Raw genomic sequence first — 17,833 nt, forward strand, 5'->3', positions numbered from 1 at the left:
GCTACAGGTGGTCATTGAGTCAATCAATGCTACCGGAATCGTTGTTGGCTTAACAGAAGAAACGAGGGCGATCCGGTTTCGGTCGCCGGATTAAACATTTTGAGTAGGATCAGGGTGATTCGGCAGAGCCTGCCCTGCTCACTGTGAAACTATCCACTTAACGATTAGAATAGTGCCCACTTTTATCCCACAAAATACCAATCAGGAGTCATGTCGTGTCCGACATTAAAAAAGTTGTTTTAGCCTATTCGGGGGGGTTGGATACCTCGGTTATTGTCAAGTGGCTACAGGAAACCTATCGCTGTGAAGTCGTCACATTTACTGCGGATATCGGTCAGGGAGAAGAGGTGGAACCGGCCCGCGCCAAAGCGGCGGCGCTGGGCGTGAAAGAAATCTATGTGGATGATCTTCGCGAGGAGTATGTACGTGACTATGTATTCCCGATGTTTCGTGCCAACACAATTTATGAGGGGGAATACCTGCTGGGGACGTCTATTGCCCGGCCACTGATTGCCAAACGACTGATCGAAATTGCCAACGAAACCGGTGCAGATGCGATTTCTCACGGTGCGACCGGTAAGGGAAATGATCAGGTACGTTTTGAGCTCGGTGCTTATGCTCTGAAGCCGGGTATCAAAGTGATCGCCCCGTGGCGGGAGTGGGATCTGACATCCCGTGAAAAACTGATGGGCTACTGTGAGCAGCACGATATTCCGGTAGATTTTTCTACCAAGAAGAAAAAATCCCCTTATTCAATGGATGCCAATTTGCTGCATATCTCCTATGAGGGGGGTAATCTTGAAGATCCCTGGTGGGAGCCTGAAGAGGATATGTGGCGCTGGAGTGTCTCTCCCGAGAAGGCACCTGACCAGCCTACCTATGTCGAACTCACCTATGAAAAAGGCGATATTGTTGCAATTGATGATCAACCCATGACACCGGCTACAGTACTTACTCACCTCAATAAATTGGGCGGCGACAATGGGATTGGTCGACTAGACCTGGTTGAGAACCGCTACGTGGGCATGAAATCACGTGGCTGTTATGAAACACCGGGCGGGACTATTATGTTGCGGGCGCATCGGGCCATCGAATCACTCACACTGGATCGTGAGGTGGCGCATTTGAAAGATGCATTAATGCCCAAATATGCCGAGACGATTTATAACGGCTACTGGTGGTCCCCGGAACGCAAGATGTTGCAGGTGATGATTGATGAAACGCAACACGTGGTAAACGGCAAGGTGCGTGTAAAACTTTATAAGGGTAATGTCACTGTGGTGGGTCGTCAGTCTGATGACAGCCTTTTTGATGAGAAAATTGCCACCTTCGAAGATGACGCCGGGGCCTATGATCAGAAGGATGCAGAGGGTTTTATCAAACTGAATGCATTGCGTTTGCGGATTGCCGCCAACAAAAATCGCAAGATGGATTCCTGATTGCCACCTGTTCGAGTTGATGCAAATCAATATCAGTGTGGGTGGGTTTAGGGAATAATACGCAGGGAGTAGTTTAGGGAGTTGAAGGCTACTCTCACGGGTTCCAAAGAATGGATTAATGACGAGAAAATGCAATGAGTAGCAATGTCGCAAGCGCCGGTGACCAGCCGGAATACAATATCAGGGTGGTCAAACAGTTTGCCATCATGACTGTGGTCTGGGGGATCGTCGGGATGCTGGTGGGGGTGTTTATCGCCGCTGAGCTGATCTGGCCGGGTCTTAATTTTAACCAGCCATGGCTTCACTTTGGGCGACTTCGTCCGCTCCATACCAATGCGGTTATTTTTGCCTTCGGTGGTAGTGCACTGTTTGCCGCTGCCTACCATGTGGTGCAGCGAACCTGTCAGGCAAGACTGTTTGGCGGTTGGTTGATTGGGTTTACCTTCTGGGGCTGGCAGGCGGTGATTGTTGCCGCGGCGATTACCCTGCCTTTGGGGCTGACCACCTCTAAAGAGTACGCGGAGCTGGAGTGGCCGATCGATATCCTGATCACGTTGGTTTGGGTGGCGTTTGCGGTGGTTTTTTTCGGCACCATCATGAAACGCCGCACCAAGCACATCTACGTGGCCAACTGGTTTTTTGGGGCCTTTATTATCACAATTGCCGTGTTGCACCTCGGCAACAGTGCTGCCATCCCGGTAACAGCTTTCAAATCCTATTCGGCCTATGCCGGTACGATCGATGCGATGGTGCAATGGTGGTACGGCCACAATGCAGTAGGGTTTTTCCTGACGGCGGGCTTCCTGGGCATGATGTACTACTTCGTGCCCAAACAGGCGGGTCGGCCGATATATTCCTATCGTCTCTCGATCGTGCATTTCTGGGCGCTGATTGCCGTCTACATTTGGGCAGGTCCCCACCACCTTCATTACTCGGCTTTGCCCGATTGGGTTCAGAGTCTGGGAATGGTGATGTCTCTGATTCTGCTCGCTCCCTCCTGGGGTGGCATGATCAACGGCATGATGACCCTGTCAGGTGCCTGGCATAAACTCCGTTACGATCCGACCCTGCGCTTTCTGGTGGTGTCCCTGTCTTTTTACGGCATGTCGACCTTTGAAGGTCCAATGATGTCGATCAAGACCGTAAATGCACTGTCTCACAATACTGACTGGACGATTGGCCATGTTCACTCCGGCGCCCTTGGTTGGGTGGCCATGATTTCCATTGGCATGCTCTATCACCTGATTCCAGTGCTTTATCAACGTGCTCAGATGTACAGTGTAAAACTGATCAACCTGCACTTCTGGATGTCAACCATTGGTACCGTGCTTTACATCGCCTCCATGTGGGTTAACGGCATTGCTCAGGGTCTGATGTGGCGTGCTTTCAACACCGATGGGACCCTGACATACAGCTTTGTTGAGTCAATTGAGGCGAGCTACCCGGGTTATTACGTGCGCTTGTTGGGTGGTGTGATTTTCTTTGCCGGTATGCTGGTGATGGCCTACAACGTCTGGCGAACCATTCGTGGGGATGTTCAGCAGCAGGAAGTGACCGCTGCCGAACCCCGTACAGTCTGATAGGAGAACAACAGTGAAACATGAGATTGTTGAAAAAAATATCGGGCTGATGATTGTGCTGATCGTGGTTGCCATCAGCTTTGGTGGGCTAACCCAGATTATTCCGCTGTTCTGGCAGAATCAAACAACGCAGCCTGTCGAAGGCCTTGAACCGCTGGGGCCATTGGCATTGGAAGGTCGTGATATTTACATCCGTGAAGGCTGCCATGTGTGCCACACACAGATGGTCAGGCCGTTGCGTGCTGAAACCGAGCGTTATGGCCACTATTCTGTCGCGGGTGAGCATGTTTACGAGCATCCTTTTCTCTGGGGCTCCAAACGCACTGGCCCCGATTTGGCGCGGGTTGGTGGCCGCTATAGTGATGACTGGCAGCGGGCACACCTCTATAACCCGAGGGATGTGGTACCTGAGTCAAACATGCCGGCATTCCCCTGGCTGTTTGAAAATACGCTGACCGGTAAAGATACTGCAGCCAAAATGAAGGCATTGAGAACAGTTGGCGTCCCATATTCGGATGAGGATATCGCCAATGCCGCTGCACCTTTTGCCAACGGTGAGGTAAAGGAAATTGATGCGCTGGTGGTGTATCTCCAGCAACTCGGCACACTTTTGACGCAGAAACGCTAATGGATCAGGGCACATTACAAGGTATCGGCACCATACTCACCATGATCGCTTTTCTCGGGGTCTGTTGGTGGGCTTACAGTGGCCGCAAGAAAAAAGATTTTGATGAGGCGGCACAACTACCTTTTGTTGATGACACCAAAGTTGATGACACCAAATCTTCTCAGGATGAAGATAAGTAGAGGCATGAGCTGACATGAGTACCTTCTGGAGTATCTGGATTATCGTATTTACCGCAATCACTATTGTCGGTTGTACATGGTTGTTGTTCGCCAATCGCAAGGTTGAAGTTTCCGATGACACCAAAGAGGGCGAGGCCCCAAAAACAGGCCATGTTTATGACGGTATTGAGGAGTATGACAATCCTCTGCCAGGCTGGTGGTTCAAGATGTTCGTGGGCACCGTCGTGTTCGGGGTCATCTATCTGGTGCTGTATCCAGGGTTGGGAAACTTTGGGGGTGTGCTCGGCTGGACACAGGTGGGCCAGTGGGAAGAAGAGGTGGCCGAGGCAGAGGCGAAGTATGCGCCACTCTACGAGCAGTATAGTGAAACACCGGTTGAGGAATTGATCGCCAATCCCGAGGCGATGAAAATGAGTCGTCGCCTGTTCAATAATAACTGTGCGGTCTGTCATGGTTCCGATGGCAGGGGCAGCTATGGTTTCCCCAACCTGGCTGACAGTGATTGGCTCTACGGCGGCAGTGTGGAAGATATCAAGACTACGTTAGTCAATGGGCGGCAGGGTGCCATGCCGGCCCTGGGGGGTGCTCTGGGCGAGGATGGCGTGGACAATGTCGCCGAGTATGTTTTCAAAATCAGCGGTCGCGAGCATGATGCCAAAAAAGCCGAGGCCGGTAGCCAGTTATTCGCCACCTACTGTGCAGCCTGTCATGGTGCAGACGGTACTGGCAACAAGATGCTGGGAGCACCCAACCTGACCGATGGCATCTGGTTGTATGGTGGTTCCCCTACGCTGGTTCGTCATACTATTCGCAATGGTCGAAACGGTAACATGCCTGCTCAGGCCGACAAGCTAAAGGCAGAAAAAATACATCTGTTGACAGCGTATGTGTACAGCTTATCCAAAAACCAATAACGTTTGAGGATTTGCCTAACGGGAGTGTCAAAATTAAATGACGGGTGAACAAGAGCCGGAAAAAAAAGCCGGCAACCGGTCCTCAGAGGAAGTTATCCGGGTTCTTGATCTCTATGAAACGAGAGAAAAAATTCAGACCCGTCAGCTTCCTGGATTTTATCGAAACCTGCAGCGCTGGACATGGCTGCCGATGCTCAGTGCCTATTTTCTGCTTCCCTGGATAAATCTGGATGGCCGTCAGGCCATCTGGTTTGACCTGCCGGCCCGGCAATTCCATATTTTCTGGATCACTTTCTGGCCACAGGACTTCATGTTGTTGGCCTGGGCGCTGATTATCTCAGCCTTTGCCCTGTTCACTGTAACGGTTCTGGTAGGTCGGGTGTGGTGTGGATTTTCCTGCCCCCAGACCGTCTGGACCATGATCTTCATGTACATTGAAGACTGGTGTGAGGGTGACCGCAATCAGCGCATCAAATTGGACAGAGCGCCCTGGCATAGCCAGAAAATCCTGCGCCGGGGCAGTAAATTGTTGTTGTGGGGGTTGGTGGCATTTGTTACCGGTTTGACGTTTGTGGGTTATTTTAACCCGATCCGACAGCTGGTTCCCGAACTCTTTACCTTCTCGGCACATCCGGCAGCTGTCTTCTGGACGTTTTTTTTCTCAGTGATGACCTACATGAATGCGGGTTTTCTCCGGGAGCAGGTATGTAAATACATGTGCCCTTACGCCCGCTTTCAGTCGGTCATGTTTGATCAGGATACTCTGGTGGTTTCCTATGATGAGAAGCGGGGCGAGCCACGCGGTGCTAGACGGAAAGACGAGGACTATCGGGCAGCAGGCAAGGGTGACTGTGTAGATTGTTCCTTATGCGTACAGGTATGCCCCACGGGAATTGATATTCGCGATGGGCTTCAATACGAGTGCATAGACTGCGGTCTTTGTATTGATGCCTGTAACACCGTCATGGACAAAATGGGTTACGAACCGGGTCTGATTCGCTTTACCACGGAACACGCCATGGAATACGGTAAGACCAGTATTTTTCGGCCCCGTTTTATCGGCTATGCCGTTGCGCTGGCTCTAATGGTGTCAGCCTTCAGCTATACCATTGCGACGCGTGTTCCATTGGGCGTGGATGTCATTCGTGATCGAAATGTTCTCTATCGTGAAACTACCCGGGGTTTGGTTGAGAATATCTATACTCTGAAAATCAATAATATGGATACGCGTGACCATAGCTACAGCATTGAGGTGACTGGCGACTATCCATTTAACTATCTCGGCAAGGATGTGGTCAGTGTCAAGGAAGGAGAGGTGTTGAGTATGCCCGTCAGAATCGAGCTTGATCCAGGTTTGATGGATGTTCCTAACACGGATGTCATGTTCGTTGTTGAGGCGATTGATAGTGAAGTTATTCATGCACGTCAGGAAAGCCGCTTTATTGGCCCGCGTTTGCAACGCTAGTTTTTCTGCAACATTTCCCGACACAGTATTTCCGCCCATAGTCAGCGTCCGAGGACACAGCCTTGCCACTTTCAACCGACAGCAACACTCCCCCCTGGTATCGTCAATTCTGGCCATGGTTTCTAATAGCGCTGCCAGGTAGCGTGGTGATCGCCAGTCTGGTGACTGTCTATATTGCATTTTCCGGGGCCGATAGTCTGGTGGTGGATAATTACTATCGCGACGGCCTTGCCATCAATCAGGTGCTGGAGCAGGATCGACGTGCCGAAGCGTTGGGGCTCTCTGCCGAGTTGCGTCTGGATGCCACCAGTGGTGAGTTGTTTGTCACTATTGATACGGTCCATCCACTACCAGAGCAGCTTGCACTGTTGTTGTTTCATCCAACAGACTCAAAACGTGATCGCGAGATGCTGCTGACCGAGATCACCGGCGGCCACTACCGCACCGACCTCAATCAGCCATTGCTGTCGCGTTATTACCTGCGGGTATTACCCGAACCCGACAGGGATTGGCGGTTAGTCGGCGAGCTGAATTTTGCAACTGCAGATCAGATTATCCTGAGGGCGGAATGACGCCACAATCCTGTTATCACTGTGGATTGCCAGTTCCCGCCGGTACTGACTGGGTACTGGTGATTCAGGGGGAGCCAAGGGCTATGTGTTGTCCGGGCTGCCTGGCCGTTGCCACGGCTATCTGTGATGGTGGATTGGCGCGCTTTTACCAGTATCGTACGAAGAGCGCTAATCGTCCGGAAGCTCCGGATCAGGCATCGCTGGCAGTTTATGATTTGCCTGAGGTGCAAGCGGATTACGTGGAGACTGTCGATGACAACCGGCAGATTCGCCTTTTGATAGGGGGCATTACCTGTACAGCCTGTGCCTGGCTGATCGAGAATCACCTGAGTAAATTGCCGGGGGTGATTGAGGTGCGGGTTAATGTCACCAGCCATCGAGCATTCATCACCTGGAACCCAGAATCACTGAAACTCAGTGAATTATTGGAAGAGCTACAGCAAATCGGCTACGACCCTCGTCCCGTTAGTGACGAGGCTATACGCCAGTTGCGAGATCATGAAAATCGCCGCTTTCTGCAACGTTTGGGTATTGCCGGACTGGGGATGATGCAGGCGGGAATGGTCGCCATTGGTCTTTACGCAGGCGCCTTTCAGGGTATGGAGCCCGAGTGGCAAAATTTCCTGCGTTGGGTCAGCTTTATTATTGCCCTGCCGGTGGTTTTGTTCTCGGCCTATCCTTTCTTTAGAGCTGCATGGTACAGCTTGCGTCAAGGCCATCTGATCATGGATGTTCCGGTCTCACTGGCGATAATCCTCGGTTTTTCAGCCAGCTGCTGGGCTACCGTGACCCGAACGGGCGAAGTTTATTTTGACTCTATTGCCATGTTCACATTTTTTTTACTGTTGGGGCGATATTTCGAGATGCGGGTTCGCCATCGCAATGACATGCGAGCCGAATCGCTCGGCCAATTGTTGCCGGTGACAGCCAGGCGATTGAACGGCAATAAAGAGGAGACGATTCCGGTCAAGCTGCTGTTGCCTGGGAACCTGATTCGCGTTGCCTCCGGTGAAACCATTCCCTGTGATGGAGAGATTACCGAGGGTGTCAGCAGCGTGGTCGAAGCTGTTCTCACCGGCGAACAGATGCCGGTCGGTAAATCCCCCGGTGATGTGGTTTCTGCGGGAACCGTCAACAGTGAGAACCCCTTGCTGATCAGAGTGTCTGCCGTTGGTCATCAGACCCGTTTGTCGGCAATTTTGCAGTTGGTTGAAAAGGCGCGCAGTGATAAACCAGCAGCGGTTGCGATGGCTGATCGGGTGGCGGGTTATTTTGTCGCTGCCGTGTTGGTTGTCTCCGCCCTGGTGGCTTTTTGGTGGTGGCAGCACCAACCGGAGGAAGCTATTTGGGTTGTGCTCTCTGTGCTGGTTGTTACCTGCCCCTGCGCGTTATCTTTGGCAACGCCAGCCGCTATTGCGGTGGCAACAGGCGAGTTGCGTCAGCGCGGTTTTCTGATCAGTCGAAGTCGGATGCTGGAGGTTTTGTCGCAAGTCGATCGAATTGTTTTTGACAAAACGGGCACGTTGACACTGGGTGATCTGAGTATCGTTGAGGTGATTGAGCTGGCTGACCAAAAAGAATCTGATGTGCTGGCTATCGCTGCGACCCTGGAGCAGGATTCCAGGCATCCCATTGCCAGGGCTTTTGCCGGCACAGCGGTGACGGATAGGGGAACTGACGTTGTTCAGGAAGTCGGATCAGGCATTTCCGCTACGATTGATGGAAGTCGCTTTGCTATCGGTCAGCCGGACTATATCAGCAGGTTGTTTGATCTTCCCATGCCAGCTATGGCACCAGTTGATGCAGGCCAGTTACCACTTCTTTTGGCGGAACAATCCCGGCCACTGGCCTGGATTATTTTACAGGATCAGTTGCGCTCCGGTGCGGCGTCTGCCATTCAGCAGCTGACAGCGCAGGGTCTGGAGACAGTTTTACTGAGTGGTGATCGTGTTGCAGCGGTTGAAAATATGGCGACCAAGCTGGGTATTCAGCAGTGGTTCGGGCAGCAGAGTCCAGCGGCAAAACTCGATTGGGTCAACCGCTGTCAGCAGGCCGGGCACCGGGTGTTGATGGTTGGTGATGGTATCAATGATGTGCCTGTACTGAGCGGTGCCGATGCCTCAGTGGCACTGGGTGATGCCAGTGATTTCGCCAGAATCCATGCTGACAGTATATTGCTATCGGGCAACCTCAATACATTGCCGGAAGTGATCGGTCTTGCCAGACGGACACGCCAGATCATTCGTCAGAATCTCACGTGGGCATTACTCTACAATCTCCTGGCATTGCCGCTGGCCGTGGCGGGAATGATTCCTCCCTGGGCGGCCGCGATTGGTATGTCTGCCAGTTCGCTATTGGTTGTGGGTAATGCCCTGCGGCTGAGTCGGCGTGGCGACGTACCCATGATGTGCTCACAACAGCCTTGTTTTGCCACGTGACGATGGCTGATACTTTTCATCTTTGGCAGGTTATAACCCAATGACCAGTTTGTATTTGCTGATCCCTGTGTCCTTGATTTTCTGTGCATTGGCGATCTGGTTTTTTTTCTGGGCAGTAAACAGTGGCCAGTATGATGATCTAGAGGGGGAGGGCGAGAGAATACTATTTGACGATGGGGCTGATGACCCTGTTGAGGTTGATGTCGAGGCTCGCCCCCGTCAACCTGAAGACTCTCCACCTTCAAAGAGCCCGGAATAATGTTTGAATTTGACAGTATGTCCATACTGGCAATGCTGGTTATTGGTTTGATGGGTGCCGGGCATTGTGTTGGTATGTGTGGCGGGATTGTCGCCGCACTGGGTTTTGCCGCCGATGATCAACGCAGGCGTTGGCCAATCCTCCTAAGCTACAATCTAGGGCGAATTACATCTTATGGGCTTATCGGTGCGCTGGTCGGTCTGCTGGGATTGTTTGGTCATGAATACCTGTCTCTGGGGCCTTCACTGCGTATTTTTGCGGGGGTGCTGCTTATTCTGATGGGGTTGTATCTGGCGGGTTGGTGGCACTTCCTGTCCTGGCTTGAGCGTGGGGGGCAACATGCCTGGCGCCATATTCAGCCTTTCGCAACCAGGTTGTTCCGTGTCCGCACGGTTGGCAGGGCCTTTCTGTTTGGTATGTTATGGGGTTGGTTACCCTGTGGCCTGGTGTATTCGGCACTGGTTTACGCCGCTGCCACTGCTCACCCCGTGTCGAGTGCACTATCCATGATGGCGTTCGGCCTGGGCACGTTGCCGGTCATGCTGGCCGGGGGCGTTTTTTCCAGTCAGCTAAAGCGGTGGTTGCAGATTCGTGCTTTGAGAACAGCCATGGGGATGATAGTTATCGTATTTGGTGCGTGGACCCTCTGGAATGCGATGGCACATAATCATCAACGAGAAGTGATTTCTGAACAAAGTGATGGGGTCAGTGCTCATCAGCACATGCACCATTGACTGTAGTAGGTGTTATAAGGGTTATTGATTTCGATCAATGCCAACGATTTGATTTAAGCGGTATAAAAGCAGGTGTTTTATAATAAACTATATGTCTGTTGGCCGATTGTTAGTCTTAAATAAGAAAAACGGGGATTTTATGCTAGGTCACATTGCCGGGTTACTCTACGATCCACAGTCCGAATGGAAGAAAATTGCTGCACTGTCCGATGAGACAATCAAGCGCATGGCCATCTATTTTATTTTTCTGGGTATGATCCCTGCGATCGGGTTTTATATTGGAACAACGAAGTTTGGATGGACGATTGTCCATGATGAGCCCACCAGGATTACCGAAGCTAGCGCAATACCCTTGATAGTCATGTTTTACTTTGCCCTGATGGGCGCGCTGGTATTTATTGGCTGGATGATTGCCTGGATGTCGAAAACCTATAATAGTGAATCGAGCCCATTAAAAGGGTTTGTGTTTATGGGTCTCTGTTGTAGCCCGGTTTTTCTGGCAGGTATTTTTGCGGTTTATCCGATTTGGTGGCTGGATCTTCTGCTTGCTATCGCCGCCTGCAGTTATGCAATTCGGTTGATGTACCTCGGGATTCCCGATGTGATGAATGTGCCGGAGGACCAGGGTTTTCTCTATGCCAGTGCGATTTTTGCTGTTTCCCTTGTGTATGTGGTGGTTGTTCTGGTAGCTACCGTCTTGCTCTGGGAATATGTCGCGGCACCGGTTTTTACCGATTGAGAACAACGCTTTATAGAAACCGGGCGTAAGCCCGGTTTTTTTTGCCTGGGATTTTTTTTCAGCCAGTCGTCGATAACCGGGGTTGCGGGGTTAGTTGCAATCGGTTGTGGAAAGCCAGGGCACACCTTTGTTTGGACTGAGGTAGGAAAATTGTCGATAGGTGGAATTGAAAATGCCCCAGTGGCGTTCAGTCATCGCGGGCATATGTCGGCGCATCTGGCGTATGTCGTGCCGGGAGGCCTGGCTAATTGATAACCGTCGACGGCATTTTTCGAGATCAATCAGTGCGACTTCAATCTCGTTGCTGCCCTTCCTTTCATGACGAAAAAAAATGTGTTTATCATACAGACAGCCATGCTGCCAGCGACTATTGTGAAGTCTTGACAGAATCTCGCCAAGTTTTCGGGAGAGAGCATCGAGTGTCTCTTTTTTCACGAAATCGTCAGTTACGCTCTCCTGCCATGCCTCAACACTGGAAAACCCAGCCAATTCCCGAGTCGCCAGAATTGCCTGAATTGCCCCCTGGTGAAGGCGTGTTTGCGAAAAGACGACTTCCGGCGTTGATATTCCCAGCTTGTGGCACACATCCAGCCGGTGGGTTTCACGGGCTATGGTGGCATAGCCCAGTGGATGTCTGAGACTGCGACAAGTATGGTCAGTCTGTTTTTTGATGTAGTAGGTGGCGCCATTGATTCGGCATCGCTGGACACCACTTATTCCGCCCCGTCGATGGTTTGGTTCTTCAACCCAGGGGCCTTCCATTTCCCACCAGTAGTCAAAATCACTATCTGTTTGAGCGTCTCTTGATAACGTATTGATCATTATTATTACTCTTTTCTGGATAACGGTGAATGTCACGGTTGTTACATAAAAAGTACACAAAAATAGCTGAAAAAGCAAAACAGGGGACTGTGGAAAAAAATCTCTTGGTCGTGGGCCTGGATTATTTGAAAAGCCAGTGACCCAATTGACGTCTTTGTTAAAGGTTTTATTTGATTCAATTCCGATTTACTTTGTAGCATGGCTTTTTAGCCGAGACTGGTTGGAACTCAATACTCTTGCAAGCCGTTGTGGGTAAGTGCGTGCAGATTCCAGGAATAACTAGAGAGGTAAGTTTATGCGTTTATTACATACCATGTTGCGGGTGAGGGATCTCGACACTTCCGTTCGCTTTTATACCGATGTGCTGGGAATGCAACTTTTGCGGCGCAAGGATTTCCCCGATGGCCGTTTTACGCTCGCATTTCTGGGTTATGGTGATGAGTCGGCAAACACTGTGCTTGAGCTTACCCATAACTGGGATACTTCCACTTACAATCTCGGTGATGCCTATGGGCATATCGCCATTGGTGTGGAGGATGTCTATGCCGCCTGCGAGCGAATTCGCACATCGGGGGGGAAGGTTGTCAGGGAGCCCGGCCCAATGAAGCACGGCTCGACAGTGCTGGCTTTTGTGGAAGACCCGGATGGTTACAAAATTGAATTGCTGTCAGATAGTTGAGATTGTCGAAGATTGCCTTCCCCCCTAAAATTCATACTCAATCAGAACCCGTAGCGTATTGTTGGCGCTTTTATCATTCATGCCAAAGAGGAGGCCTGCCTCCCAGTGCAGACTGCGCCTGACGCCGGTCTGTATGTTGCCCATTAATACGGGCCCCAGCGCAACGGTTTGCTCATTAACATAGAGCTCCACTGCCGGTTCAATCCAGCGTGACAGGCGATAGCGTGTCTGCAGGCCCACTGATGATTCAATCTCATCCTCAATGTCTGAGCCCCATTCCTGGCTGATGATGATATTGGCAGTACCGCTCCAGCGGCCCCACTCCTTTTCGGCGAGAATCCCGGTGGAAAACTCCCAGATATTTTCCTTGGCCTGTTTTTCCAGCTCAAACAGGATACCCCAGTCAGCCCAGTATTCCCCCTGTTCAGTGAGTTGCCATTTGGCTTCCACTTCATAAGCCGCCAGCGAAAAACTACCATTGTCAGATTTGTCACCTGTCAAATATACCTCGCCAAACCAGCGGTCGCCAAAAGCTCGACCATAGGAAAAGCGATACAGCTGGCGATGATCCGGTTGGTCGGGCTGATCGTCCTGATAGATTGCACGCCATTCCAGTTCCTGTTCCAGAGCGTCCACATAGGGATGGTAGATTTTATCCACGGCATTGCCATCGGCAAGGGACATCACCGGGATGGTGAGACAGAATAAGATGCCTAACCCTCGAGTTACAAAGCCGAGAGGTGTCTGGACGGTAGTGTGCATACTAGTTGTCACCCGTATTTGTGCGACGGCTACGGAATTGGTTGAGATGGCCTAGTGTGGCGGAGATGCTGACCAGTAGAAAACCAAGACCATAGGCGATTGCCTGAAAAAGTGATGGAGTAGCTTCATAACCGATCAGGGCATAGAGCAGGTGCCCGGGGATGGAATCCTCCGGTAGCCAAATTGAGCTGTCCCAGAGAACCGGAGAATAGGTGATCCAGTCAACCTGGGTCAGCAGGAGGGTTGCCTGAGATGCCATGGTGCCGCCGATCAAGGCCAGCAATAAAATACAGGTGCAGAAAATCCATCTCGCAGGAAGGCTGAGCAAACCAAAGTACAGCAATACCCCTGCGCTCAGACCAATCCCGGCCCCAATTCCTGCACCGGTAAATGTTGGCTGGATGCTCTCCTGATGGTTGAGTATGCCGCCCAGATAAATCACGATTTCGGCCCCTTCACGGCTGAGTGCAAGGGCGACACAAATGGACATCAGGTAGGGTAGCGCATGCCTTGAGGGTGACGGAGGTAACGTTGAATACAGTCCTATCCCTGTTAGCAGGCCGAGAACAGCAAGCATGATTCCGGCGATAAGAATTTCCTGGCCAGCATAGTCCAACCATTCAGAAATCGTAGCCAGGTTGACCGATAGAACGAATGCGCCAATGCCGCCCAATATCATTCCGGTGCCGAACCATCGGGCACTGAGTTGAAGTTGTCTGGAAAGCACCAACAAGATGCTTATTAATAGTGCGGCTTCCAGTATCTCCTGAAGTATCAGTACGACTGAATTCAGAAACATAAGTGTCTCATTCTGATGGTTGCTGTGCGGTAACCACTATTTTTCCCTGAGCTGTTTTTGGGTAAAACTCACCAAAAAAGGGGTAATCTCCGGGTGGCAGCGGACCAATGAAAATCACCGTTTTACGATGGCCGAGAATCACTTTTTCACGGTTGAGCTCATAACTTTCAAACTCCTCTGGCGTTGGATCCTCGTTGATTACCAGCAGCTTGATTTTTGTATGGGCAGGGACTTCCAGTGTATCCGGAAAAAACAGGTGGTTGCGGATTCTGAGCTCGACTACCGGTGTGCCCGCGAAACTGGTATTACTGCCTATGCCAAGCGTTAAGGCGAGGAGCATGACAAAACGGCCAGTGCTTCTCCTCATCATTTAGTCTTCCGTTCGTTTGAAGATGACAATAAAGGCTGTGCCGCTCTCAAAACAGGAACGTTCTATCTCGATACGAGCGTGGTGAAGATCCGCAATATTGCGGACGATGGTCAAGCCGAGTCCGCAGCCGGGGGTTGTCGATCCATCGGGTTTATTGTTCAGCCGATGGAAACGTTTGAATATTTTATCGTAGTCCTCAGGAGGGATACCCGATCCTGAGTCTTCCACTTTGAGATATACCGCATGCTCCTCGGTGCTGATCGTCACAAGGATATGACCCCCTGGGGGCGTGTATTTATTGGCATTGCTAAGCAGGTTCTGAAGCAGAGTGGTTAACGCAAAGGGGTCACCTTCTATCATGCAGGGCTCACCGGCAAGCTCCGCTATCTGTTGTTTGGTTTCAAATTTAGTATGTAGTTCTGCAATAACATCCTGCGCCAATTGGTGAAGATTGATGCGACAGAAATTGTGGGCCAGCTGTTCGGGTGTTGAACGGTAGAGGGACAACAGTTGTTCGACCAGATGCTGAATACGATCTACCCCCGCACGCAATTGTTGAAATGCCTCATTATCCGGAGAGATGTCTTCCTCTAGATTGTGCAGCTGAATTTTGAGGGCACTGATGGGGGTGCGCAACTCATGTGCGGCATCGGCGGTAAAGTGTTTTTCTCTGTTCAGCGCAACTTCGAGACGGTTCATTAATGCATTGATTGATTGGCTGACCTGCTGTAATTCACTTTTGAGCTCTGGTAATACCACTGGTGAGAGGTCATCGGCCTGCTTGTTCTTGAGCTGTTGGGAGAGTATGCGAAGTGGCTTCAGGCCATGACTGATAATCAGCCAGATCAGCAAACCGGCCAGGGGAATACTCAGCAATATCGGTAAAATGGCGTGACTGATAACACTCTCCGCCAGCAGATAACGCAAGTCTGTCCGTTCAGCGGTGATGATCCAGTTTCGGTGATTCTGATCATAGTAAACGAGGGTTCGCCAGCGATAACCGTCGAAATTGGTGTGGCCAAAACCGGGATAAAAATCTGTTATGGGTCGTGTTTGCTCAATGCCAAAGGAGGCGAGCAACTCCTGCCCCCGCCATACCTGGTAGACTAACGTGCTTTCGTCATCGAGGGGCTTTATTGGATGGCCAGCGTAGAGTCGTGCAATCAGTTCTGCTGTTTGTCGTAAATGCTGGTCAAACAGCTTGTTGGCTTCCTTCAGGCTGGAACTGTAACCTTGCAACGCGGCAACAAAATTGAACAGGGTGAGTACCGCCAGTATGGCGGCAATCAGAAACATCCGGATTGATCTCACGGGGGCGTAACCTTGTAACCAACGCCGCGCACGGTTTTGATGAAGTCGACACCCAGCTTCTTCCTGAGATGATGTATGTGTACTTCAAGCGCGTTGCTACAGATTTCTTCCCCCCAGCTGTAAAGCCGCGCTTCCAGGGTGTTTCGTGTCATTATCCGGCCAGCATTTTCCATCAATGCTTTCAGTAACATATATTCCCGGCGTGACAGTTCTTCGGGTTCACCCTGACAGATCACTGATTGATCGCTGGTATCCAGGGTGACCGGGCCAACCGTGATTTTCGTCGATTTGACTGAGCTGAGGCGGCGTTCGAGAACCCTCAGGCGGGCCAGGAGTTCACTCATCTCAAAGGGTTTTGCCAGATAGTCGTCAGCTCCGGAGTCCAGCCCGGTCACTTTATCGTGCAGGGTATCTCTGGCCGTCAGTAGTAATACCGGTAACTCGGCCGATCGGTTGCGAATTGATTCGAGGACTTTCAGGCCATTGATATCCGGTAAACCGATATCCAGAATAATGATATCCGGTGGTTCCGTCTCCACTACATGGATACAGGCTTTACCCGTGTCCACGTGATTAACAGAGTAATGTTGCCTGCTCAGGGCGGCTTTAAGCCCCTGGGCCAGAGGTTGATCATCTTCTACCAACAGAATTTGCATTTACGCTAATCAGCTTCCCAGTTTCTGTTCAATAACGGCCAGCGCCTGGCTGATTTCCTTTTGCCGCCCGGCATCGGCCAGTGGTCGGTTAATGCGCGGTGCTGCCTTTTTTGCCTTAAGTAAATAAGCTCGGGCATCCTGGTAACGTTTTTTCCCAATCAGGTAGTCGGCATAAAAATAATTGCTGTCTATTCCGTCGGGATTGATAGCCAGCGCTTTAAGCAGCATTTTTTCGGCTTTTTTGTCATCACCAAAACCAATTGGCCAACCCGGTACATGGCAGTAAAGTGTGCCCAGGCTGGTATAGGCTGAACCGTCCAATGCCTGAGGGTCGATTGCCAATGCCGCTTCCAGGTCGGCTTTAGACGACTTGACCAGCGATAATGCGCCGAGACCGCCTTTGGCCCCTGCATAAGTGGACTTGATAATACCACGCCAGATTAGTGGGGCTGCATTATCAGGGTATTTTGAGACGACGGCGTCGGCCTCTGTAGCAAGTGAGGCAAAGGCCTCGCTTTGTGCATCGCCCTCCATTTGATAGTTGATCTCAGCCCAGCGTTTTTGCAGAGTACTGATTTCCTCCGTGACACCGGCCCAGCCAGAACTGGCGGTTAGCGCAATCAGTGCTACAGAACTTGCCATGATATTTTTAATAGTGTGTTTCATAATGTGAGTCTCTAGGTATTGATTTTAGTCGTCTCATGGTTGTTGAGAATTTTTTTAATGAGCGGCATTTTTTTAACCAGTGCGCGGTCAACCAGTCTCGGAAACAGGGCATTAATTTTCACAAACAGTTTCTCCGGCCATCCCATGAATTGACAATACCGATTGGTTTTGACCAGCTTTACCAGCGCATCAGCGACCTGTTCCGGTGTATCTACCTTGTTGCCAAGGGCGCGATTCAGGGTGTTTGCAGCGGGAGAATTCAAGCTGGTGTCTGTCGCTCTTGGGGCAAGATAAAAAACCTGAGTGGCGGTGTCGCTGAGTTCCCTGCGCAGCGCCTCGGTAAAGCCTTTCAGGCCCGATTTGCTGGCACAATAGGCGACGTAGCCGGGGTGACCGATACTGCCGAAGGTAGAACCAATATTAACCACAGCCGACTTCGATCTGCTGCTCAAGAGAGGGATCAGCTGTCTTGTTAATAACATGGGAGCAATCAGGTTTGTGTCGAGCATCTGCTGGATGCTCGCTTCAGACTGCTGCTCGAAGCGTTGAAATGTTGCTGTGCCCGCCAGGTTTATCAGCAGATCAATGCCGCCGCCATCGACACACTCTGACAGGATAGTCTGTCGACCCAGAGAGGTGACGATATCCGCCACGATTATTTGGTGATTTCCCGGTAATTGTCCGGCAAGCTGGTTCAGTGCCGCTGTGTTTCGCCCAACCAGCATGAGGTGGGCACCTTCGTCAGCCAATCTCCGGGCTACCGCGCAACCAATACCACCAGTGGCACCCGTCAGTAAAATTACTTTGTTGTTCAGTTCCAT

Annotated in this window: 20 protein-coding genes; 12 read left to right on the forward strand and 8 right to left on the reverse strand. The window is 51.1% G+C overall.

Annotated features, from left to right (window positions below; genetic code table 11):
* The first annotated feature begins 215 nt into the window (after positions 1–215).
* From AACZ64_RS09930 to AACZ64_RS09980, 11 genes are all read left to right on the forward strand, one after another.
* Positions 216–1,439, forward strand: a complete 1,224-nt coding sequence (locus AACZ64_RS09930) for an argininosuccinate synthase (protein WP_293615194.1) — start codon at positions 216–218, stop codon at positions 1,437–1,439.
* 134 nt (positions 1,440–1,573) lie between these two features.
* On the forward strand, positions 1,574–3,019 hold the full coding sequence (ccoN, locus tag AACZ64_RS09935; RefSeq protein WP_293615195.1) for a cytochrome-c oxidase, cbb3-type subunit I: 1,446 nt from the start codon (positions 1,574–1,576) through the stop codon (positions 3,017–3,019).
* A gap of 13 nt (positions 3,020–3,032) precedes the next feature.
* Positions 3,033–3,647: a cytochrome-c oxidase, cbb3-type subunit II gene (gene ccoO / locus AACZ64_RS09940; protein WP_293615196.1), complete on the forward strand. Its 615-nt coding sequence runs from the start codon at positions 3,033–3,035 to the stop codon at positions 3,645–3,647.
* Complete coding sequence (locus AACZ64_RS09945) at positions 3,647–3,826, forward strand: cbb3-type cytochrome c oxidase subunit 3 (protein WP_293615197.1); 180 nt, start codon at positions 3,647–3,649, stop codon at positions 3,824–3,826. The genes ccoO and AACZ64_RS09945 overlap by 1 nt, the downstream gene beginning before the upstream one ends.
* Before the next feature lie 14 nt (positions 3,827–3,840).
* A complete protein-coding gene (gene ccoP / locus AACZ64_RS09950) occupies positions 3,841–4,740 on the forward strand; it encodes a cytochrome-c oxidase, cbb3-type subunit III (protein WP_293615198.1) in 900 nt (299 codons plus the stop codon).
* Between the two features lie 37 nt (positions 4,741–4,777).
* A complete protein-coding gene (ccoG, locus tag AACZ64_RS09955) occupies positions 4,778–6,205 on the forward strand; it encodes a cytochrome c oxidase accessory protein CcoG (protein WP_293615199.1) in 1,428 nt (475 codons plus the stop codon).
* 62 nt (positions 6,206–6,267) lie between these two features.
* Positions 6,268–6,777 carry a FixH family protein gene (locus AACZ64_RS09960; protein WP_293615200.1) on the forward strand — a complete coding sequence of 170 codons (510 nt, stop codon included), beginning with the start codon at positions 6,268–6,270 and terminating at the stop codon, positions 6,775–6,777.
* Positions 6,774–9,215, forward strand: a complete 2,442-nt coding sequence (locus AACZ64_RS09965) for a heavy metal translocating P-type ATPase (RefSeq protein WP_293615201.1) — start codon at positions 6,774–6,776, stop codon at positions 9,213–9,215. Before AACZ64_RS09960 ends, AACZ64_RS09965 begins: the two co-directional genes overlap by 4 nt.
* 40 nt (positions 9,216–9,255) lie before the next feature.
* Positions 9,256–9,474 (forward strand): cbb3-type cytochrome oxidase assembly protein CcoS, encoded by a 219-nt coding sequence (ccoS, locus tag AACZ64_RS09970; RefSeq protein ID WP_293615202.1) that lies wholly within the window; start codon positions 9,256–9,258, stop codon positions 9,472–9,474.
* Positions 9,474–10,208: a sulfite exporter TauE/SafE family protein gene (locus AACZ64_RS09975; RefSeq protein WP_293615203.1), complete on the forward strand. Its 735-nt coding sequence runs from the start codon at positions 9,474–9,476 to the stop codon at positions 10,206–10,208. Before ccoS ends, AACZ64_RS09975 begins: the two co-directional genes overlap by 1 nt.
* Before the next feature lie 139 nt (positions 10,209–10,347).
* Positions 10,348–10,947 carry a Yip1 family protein gene (locus AACZ64_RS09980; protein ID WP_293615204.1) on the forward strand — a complete coding sequence of 200 codons (600 nt, stop codon included), beginning with the start codon at positions 10,348–10,350 and terminating at the stop codon, positions 10,945–10,947.
* A gap of 90 nt (positions 10,948–11,037) precedes the next feature.
* Here the strand turns inward: AACZ64_RS09980 and AACZ64_RS09985 are convergent, their stop codons facing one another.
* Entirely contained in the window at positions 11,038–11,769 is a 732-nt protein-coding gene (locus AACZ64_RS09985) for a lipopolysaccharide kinase InaA family protein (RefSeq protein ID WP_036860054.1), read from the reverse strand.
* Between the two features lie 295 nt (positions 11,770–12,064).
* Here AACZ64_RS09985 and gloA point away from each other — a divergent pair, with 295 nt between their 5' ends.
* On the forward strand, positions 12,065–12,448 hold the full coding sequence (gloA, locus tag AACZ64_RS09990; protein ID WP_339639976.1) for a lactoylglutathione lyase: 384 nt from the start codon (positions 12,065–12,067) through the stop codon (positions 12,446–12,448).
* Positions 12,449–12,472: 24 nt separating this feature from the next.
* On the opposite strand, the gene AACZ64_RS09995 is transcribed toward gloA, so the two are convergent.
* Genes AACZ64_RS09995 through AACZ64_RS10025 form a run of 7 tightly spaced genes read right to left on the reverse strand, consistent with a single transcriptional unit; the run spans position 12,473 to position 17,833 of the window.
* Positions 12,473–13,210, reverse strand: a complete 738-nt coding sequence (locus AACZ64_RS09995; RefSeq protein WP_293615208.1) for a hypothetical protein — start codon at positions 13,208–13,210, stop codon at positions 12,473–12,475.
* Position 13,211: 1 nt separating this feature from the next.
* Positions 13,212–14,009, reverse strand: a complete 798-nt coding sequence (locus AACZ64_RS10000; RefSeq protein WP_293615209.1) for an FTR1 family protein — start codon at positions 14,007–14,009, stop codon at positions 13,212–13,214.
* A 7-nt stretch (positions 14,010–14,016) separates the two neighbouring features.
* Positions 14,017–14,379 carry a cupredoxin domain-containing protein gene (locus tag AACZ64_RS10005; protein ID WP_293615210.1) on the reverse strand — a complete coding sequence of 121 codons (363 nt, stop codon included), beginning with the start codon at positions 14,377–14,379 and terminating at the stop codon, positions 14,017–14,019.
* Positions 14,380–15,690, reverse strand: a complete 1,311-nt coding sequence (locus AACZ64_RS10010; protein WP_339639979.1) for an ATP-binding protein — start codon at positions 15,688–15,690, stop codon at positions 14,380–14,382. It lies immediately after the preceding gene.
* Entirely contained in the window at positions 15,687–16,346 is a 660-nt protein-coding gene (locus tag AACZ64_RS10015) for a response regulator (protein WP_339639981.1), read from the reverse strand. The genes AACZ64_RS10010 and AACZ64_RS10015 overlap by 4 nt, the downstream gene beginning before the upstream one ends.
* A gap of 9 nt (positions 16,347–16,355) precedes the next feature.
* Positions 16,356–17,012 (reverse strand): hypothetical protein, encoded by a 657-nt coding sequence (locus tag AACZ64_RS10020; protein ID WP_293615213.1) that lies wholly within the window; start codon positions 17,010–17,012, stop codon positions 16,356–16,358.
* A gap of 11 nt (positions 17,013–17,023) precedes the next feature.
* The gene (locus AACZ64_RS10025) at positions 17,024–17,833 is read right to left on the reverse strand and encodes an SDR family oxidoreductase (protein ID WP_293615214.1); all 810 of its coding nucleotides are present in this window, start codon (positions 17,831–17,833) and stop codon (positions 17,024–17,026) included.

The sequence above is a fragment of the uncultured Porticoccus sp. genome (assembly GCF_963975625.1).
Lineage (GTDB): Bacteria > Pseudomonadota > Gammaproteobacteria > Pseudomonadales > Porticoccaceae > Porticoccus.

Coding starts and splice junctions, on each gene's coding strand:
- AACZ64_RS09975 (WP_293615203.1), top strand. CDS start 9,474: ATGTTTGAATTTGACAGTATGTCCATACTGGCAATGCTGGTTATTGGT.
- AACZ64_RS10025 (WP_293615214.1), bottom strand. CDS start 17,833: ATGGAACTGAACAACAAAGTAATTTTACTGACGGGTGCCACTGGTGGT.
- AACZ64_RS09945 (WP_293615197.1), top strand. CDS start 3,647: ATGGATCAGGGCACATTACAAGGTATCGGCACCATACTCACCATGATC.
- AACZ64_RS10015 (WP_339639981.1), bottom strand. CDS start 16,346: ATGCAAATTCTGTTGGTAGAAGATGATCAACCTCTGGCCCAGGGGCTT.
- AACZ64_RS09980 (WP_293615204.1), top strand. CDS start 10,348: ATGCTAGGTCACATTGCCGGGTTACTCTACGATCCACAGTCCGAATGG.
- AACZ64_RS09965 (WP_293615201.1), top strand. CDS start 6,774: ATGACGCCACAATCCTGTTATCACTGTGGATTGCCAGTTCCCGCCGGT.
- ccoP (WP_293615198.1), top strand. CDS start 3,841: ATGAGTACCTTCTGGAGTATCTGGATTATCGTATTTACCGCAATCACT.
- AACZ64_RS10000 (WP_293615209.1), bottom strand. CDS start 14,009: ATGTTTCTGAATTCAGTCGTACTGATACTTCAGGAGATACTGGAAGCC.
- AACZ64_RS09985 (WP_036860054.1), bottom strand. CDS start 11,769: ATGATCAATACGTTATCAAGAGACGCTCAAACAGATAGTGATTTTGAC.
- AACZ64_RS10020 (WP_293615213.1), bottom strand. CDS start 17,012: ATGAAACACACTATTAAAAATATCATGGCAAGTTCTGTAGCACTGATT.
- AACZ64_RS09995 (WP_293615208.1), bottom strand. CDS start 13,210: ATGCACACTACCGTCCAGACACCTCTCGGCTTTGTAACTCGAGGGTTA.
- ccoS (WP_293615202.1), top strand. CDS start 9,256: ATGACCAGTTTGTATTTGCTGATCCCTGTGTCCTTGATTTTCTGTGCA.
- gloA (WP_339639976.1), top strand. CDS start 12,065: ATGCGTTTATTACATACCATGTTGCGGGTGAGGGATCTCGACACTTCC.
- AACZ64_RS10005 (WP_293615210.1), bottom strand. CDS start 14,379: ATGATGAGGAGAAGCACTGGCCGTTTTGTCATGCTCCTCGCCTTAACG.
- ccoG (WP_293615199.1), top strand. CDS start 4,778: ATGACGGGTGAACAAGAGCCGGAAAAAAAAGCCGGCAACCGGTCCTCA.
- ccoN (WP_293615195.1), top strand. CDS start 1,574: ATGAGTAGCAATGTCGCAAGCGCCGGTGACCAGCCGGAATACAATATC.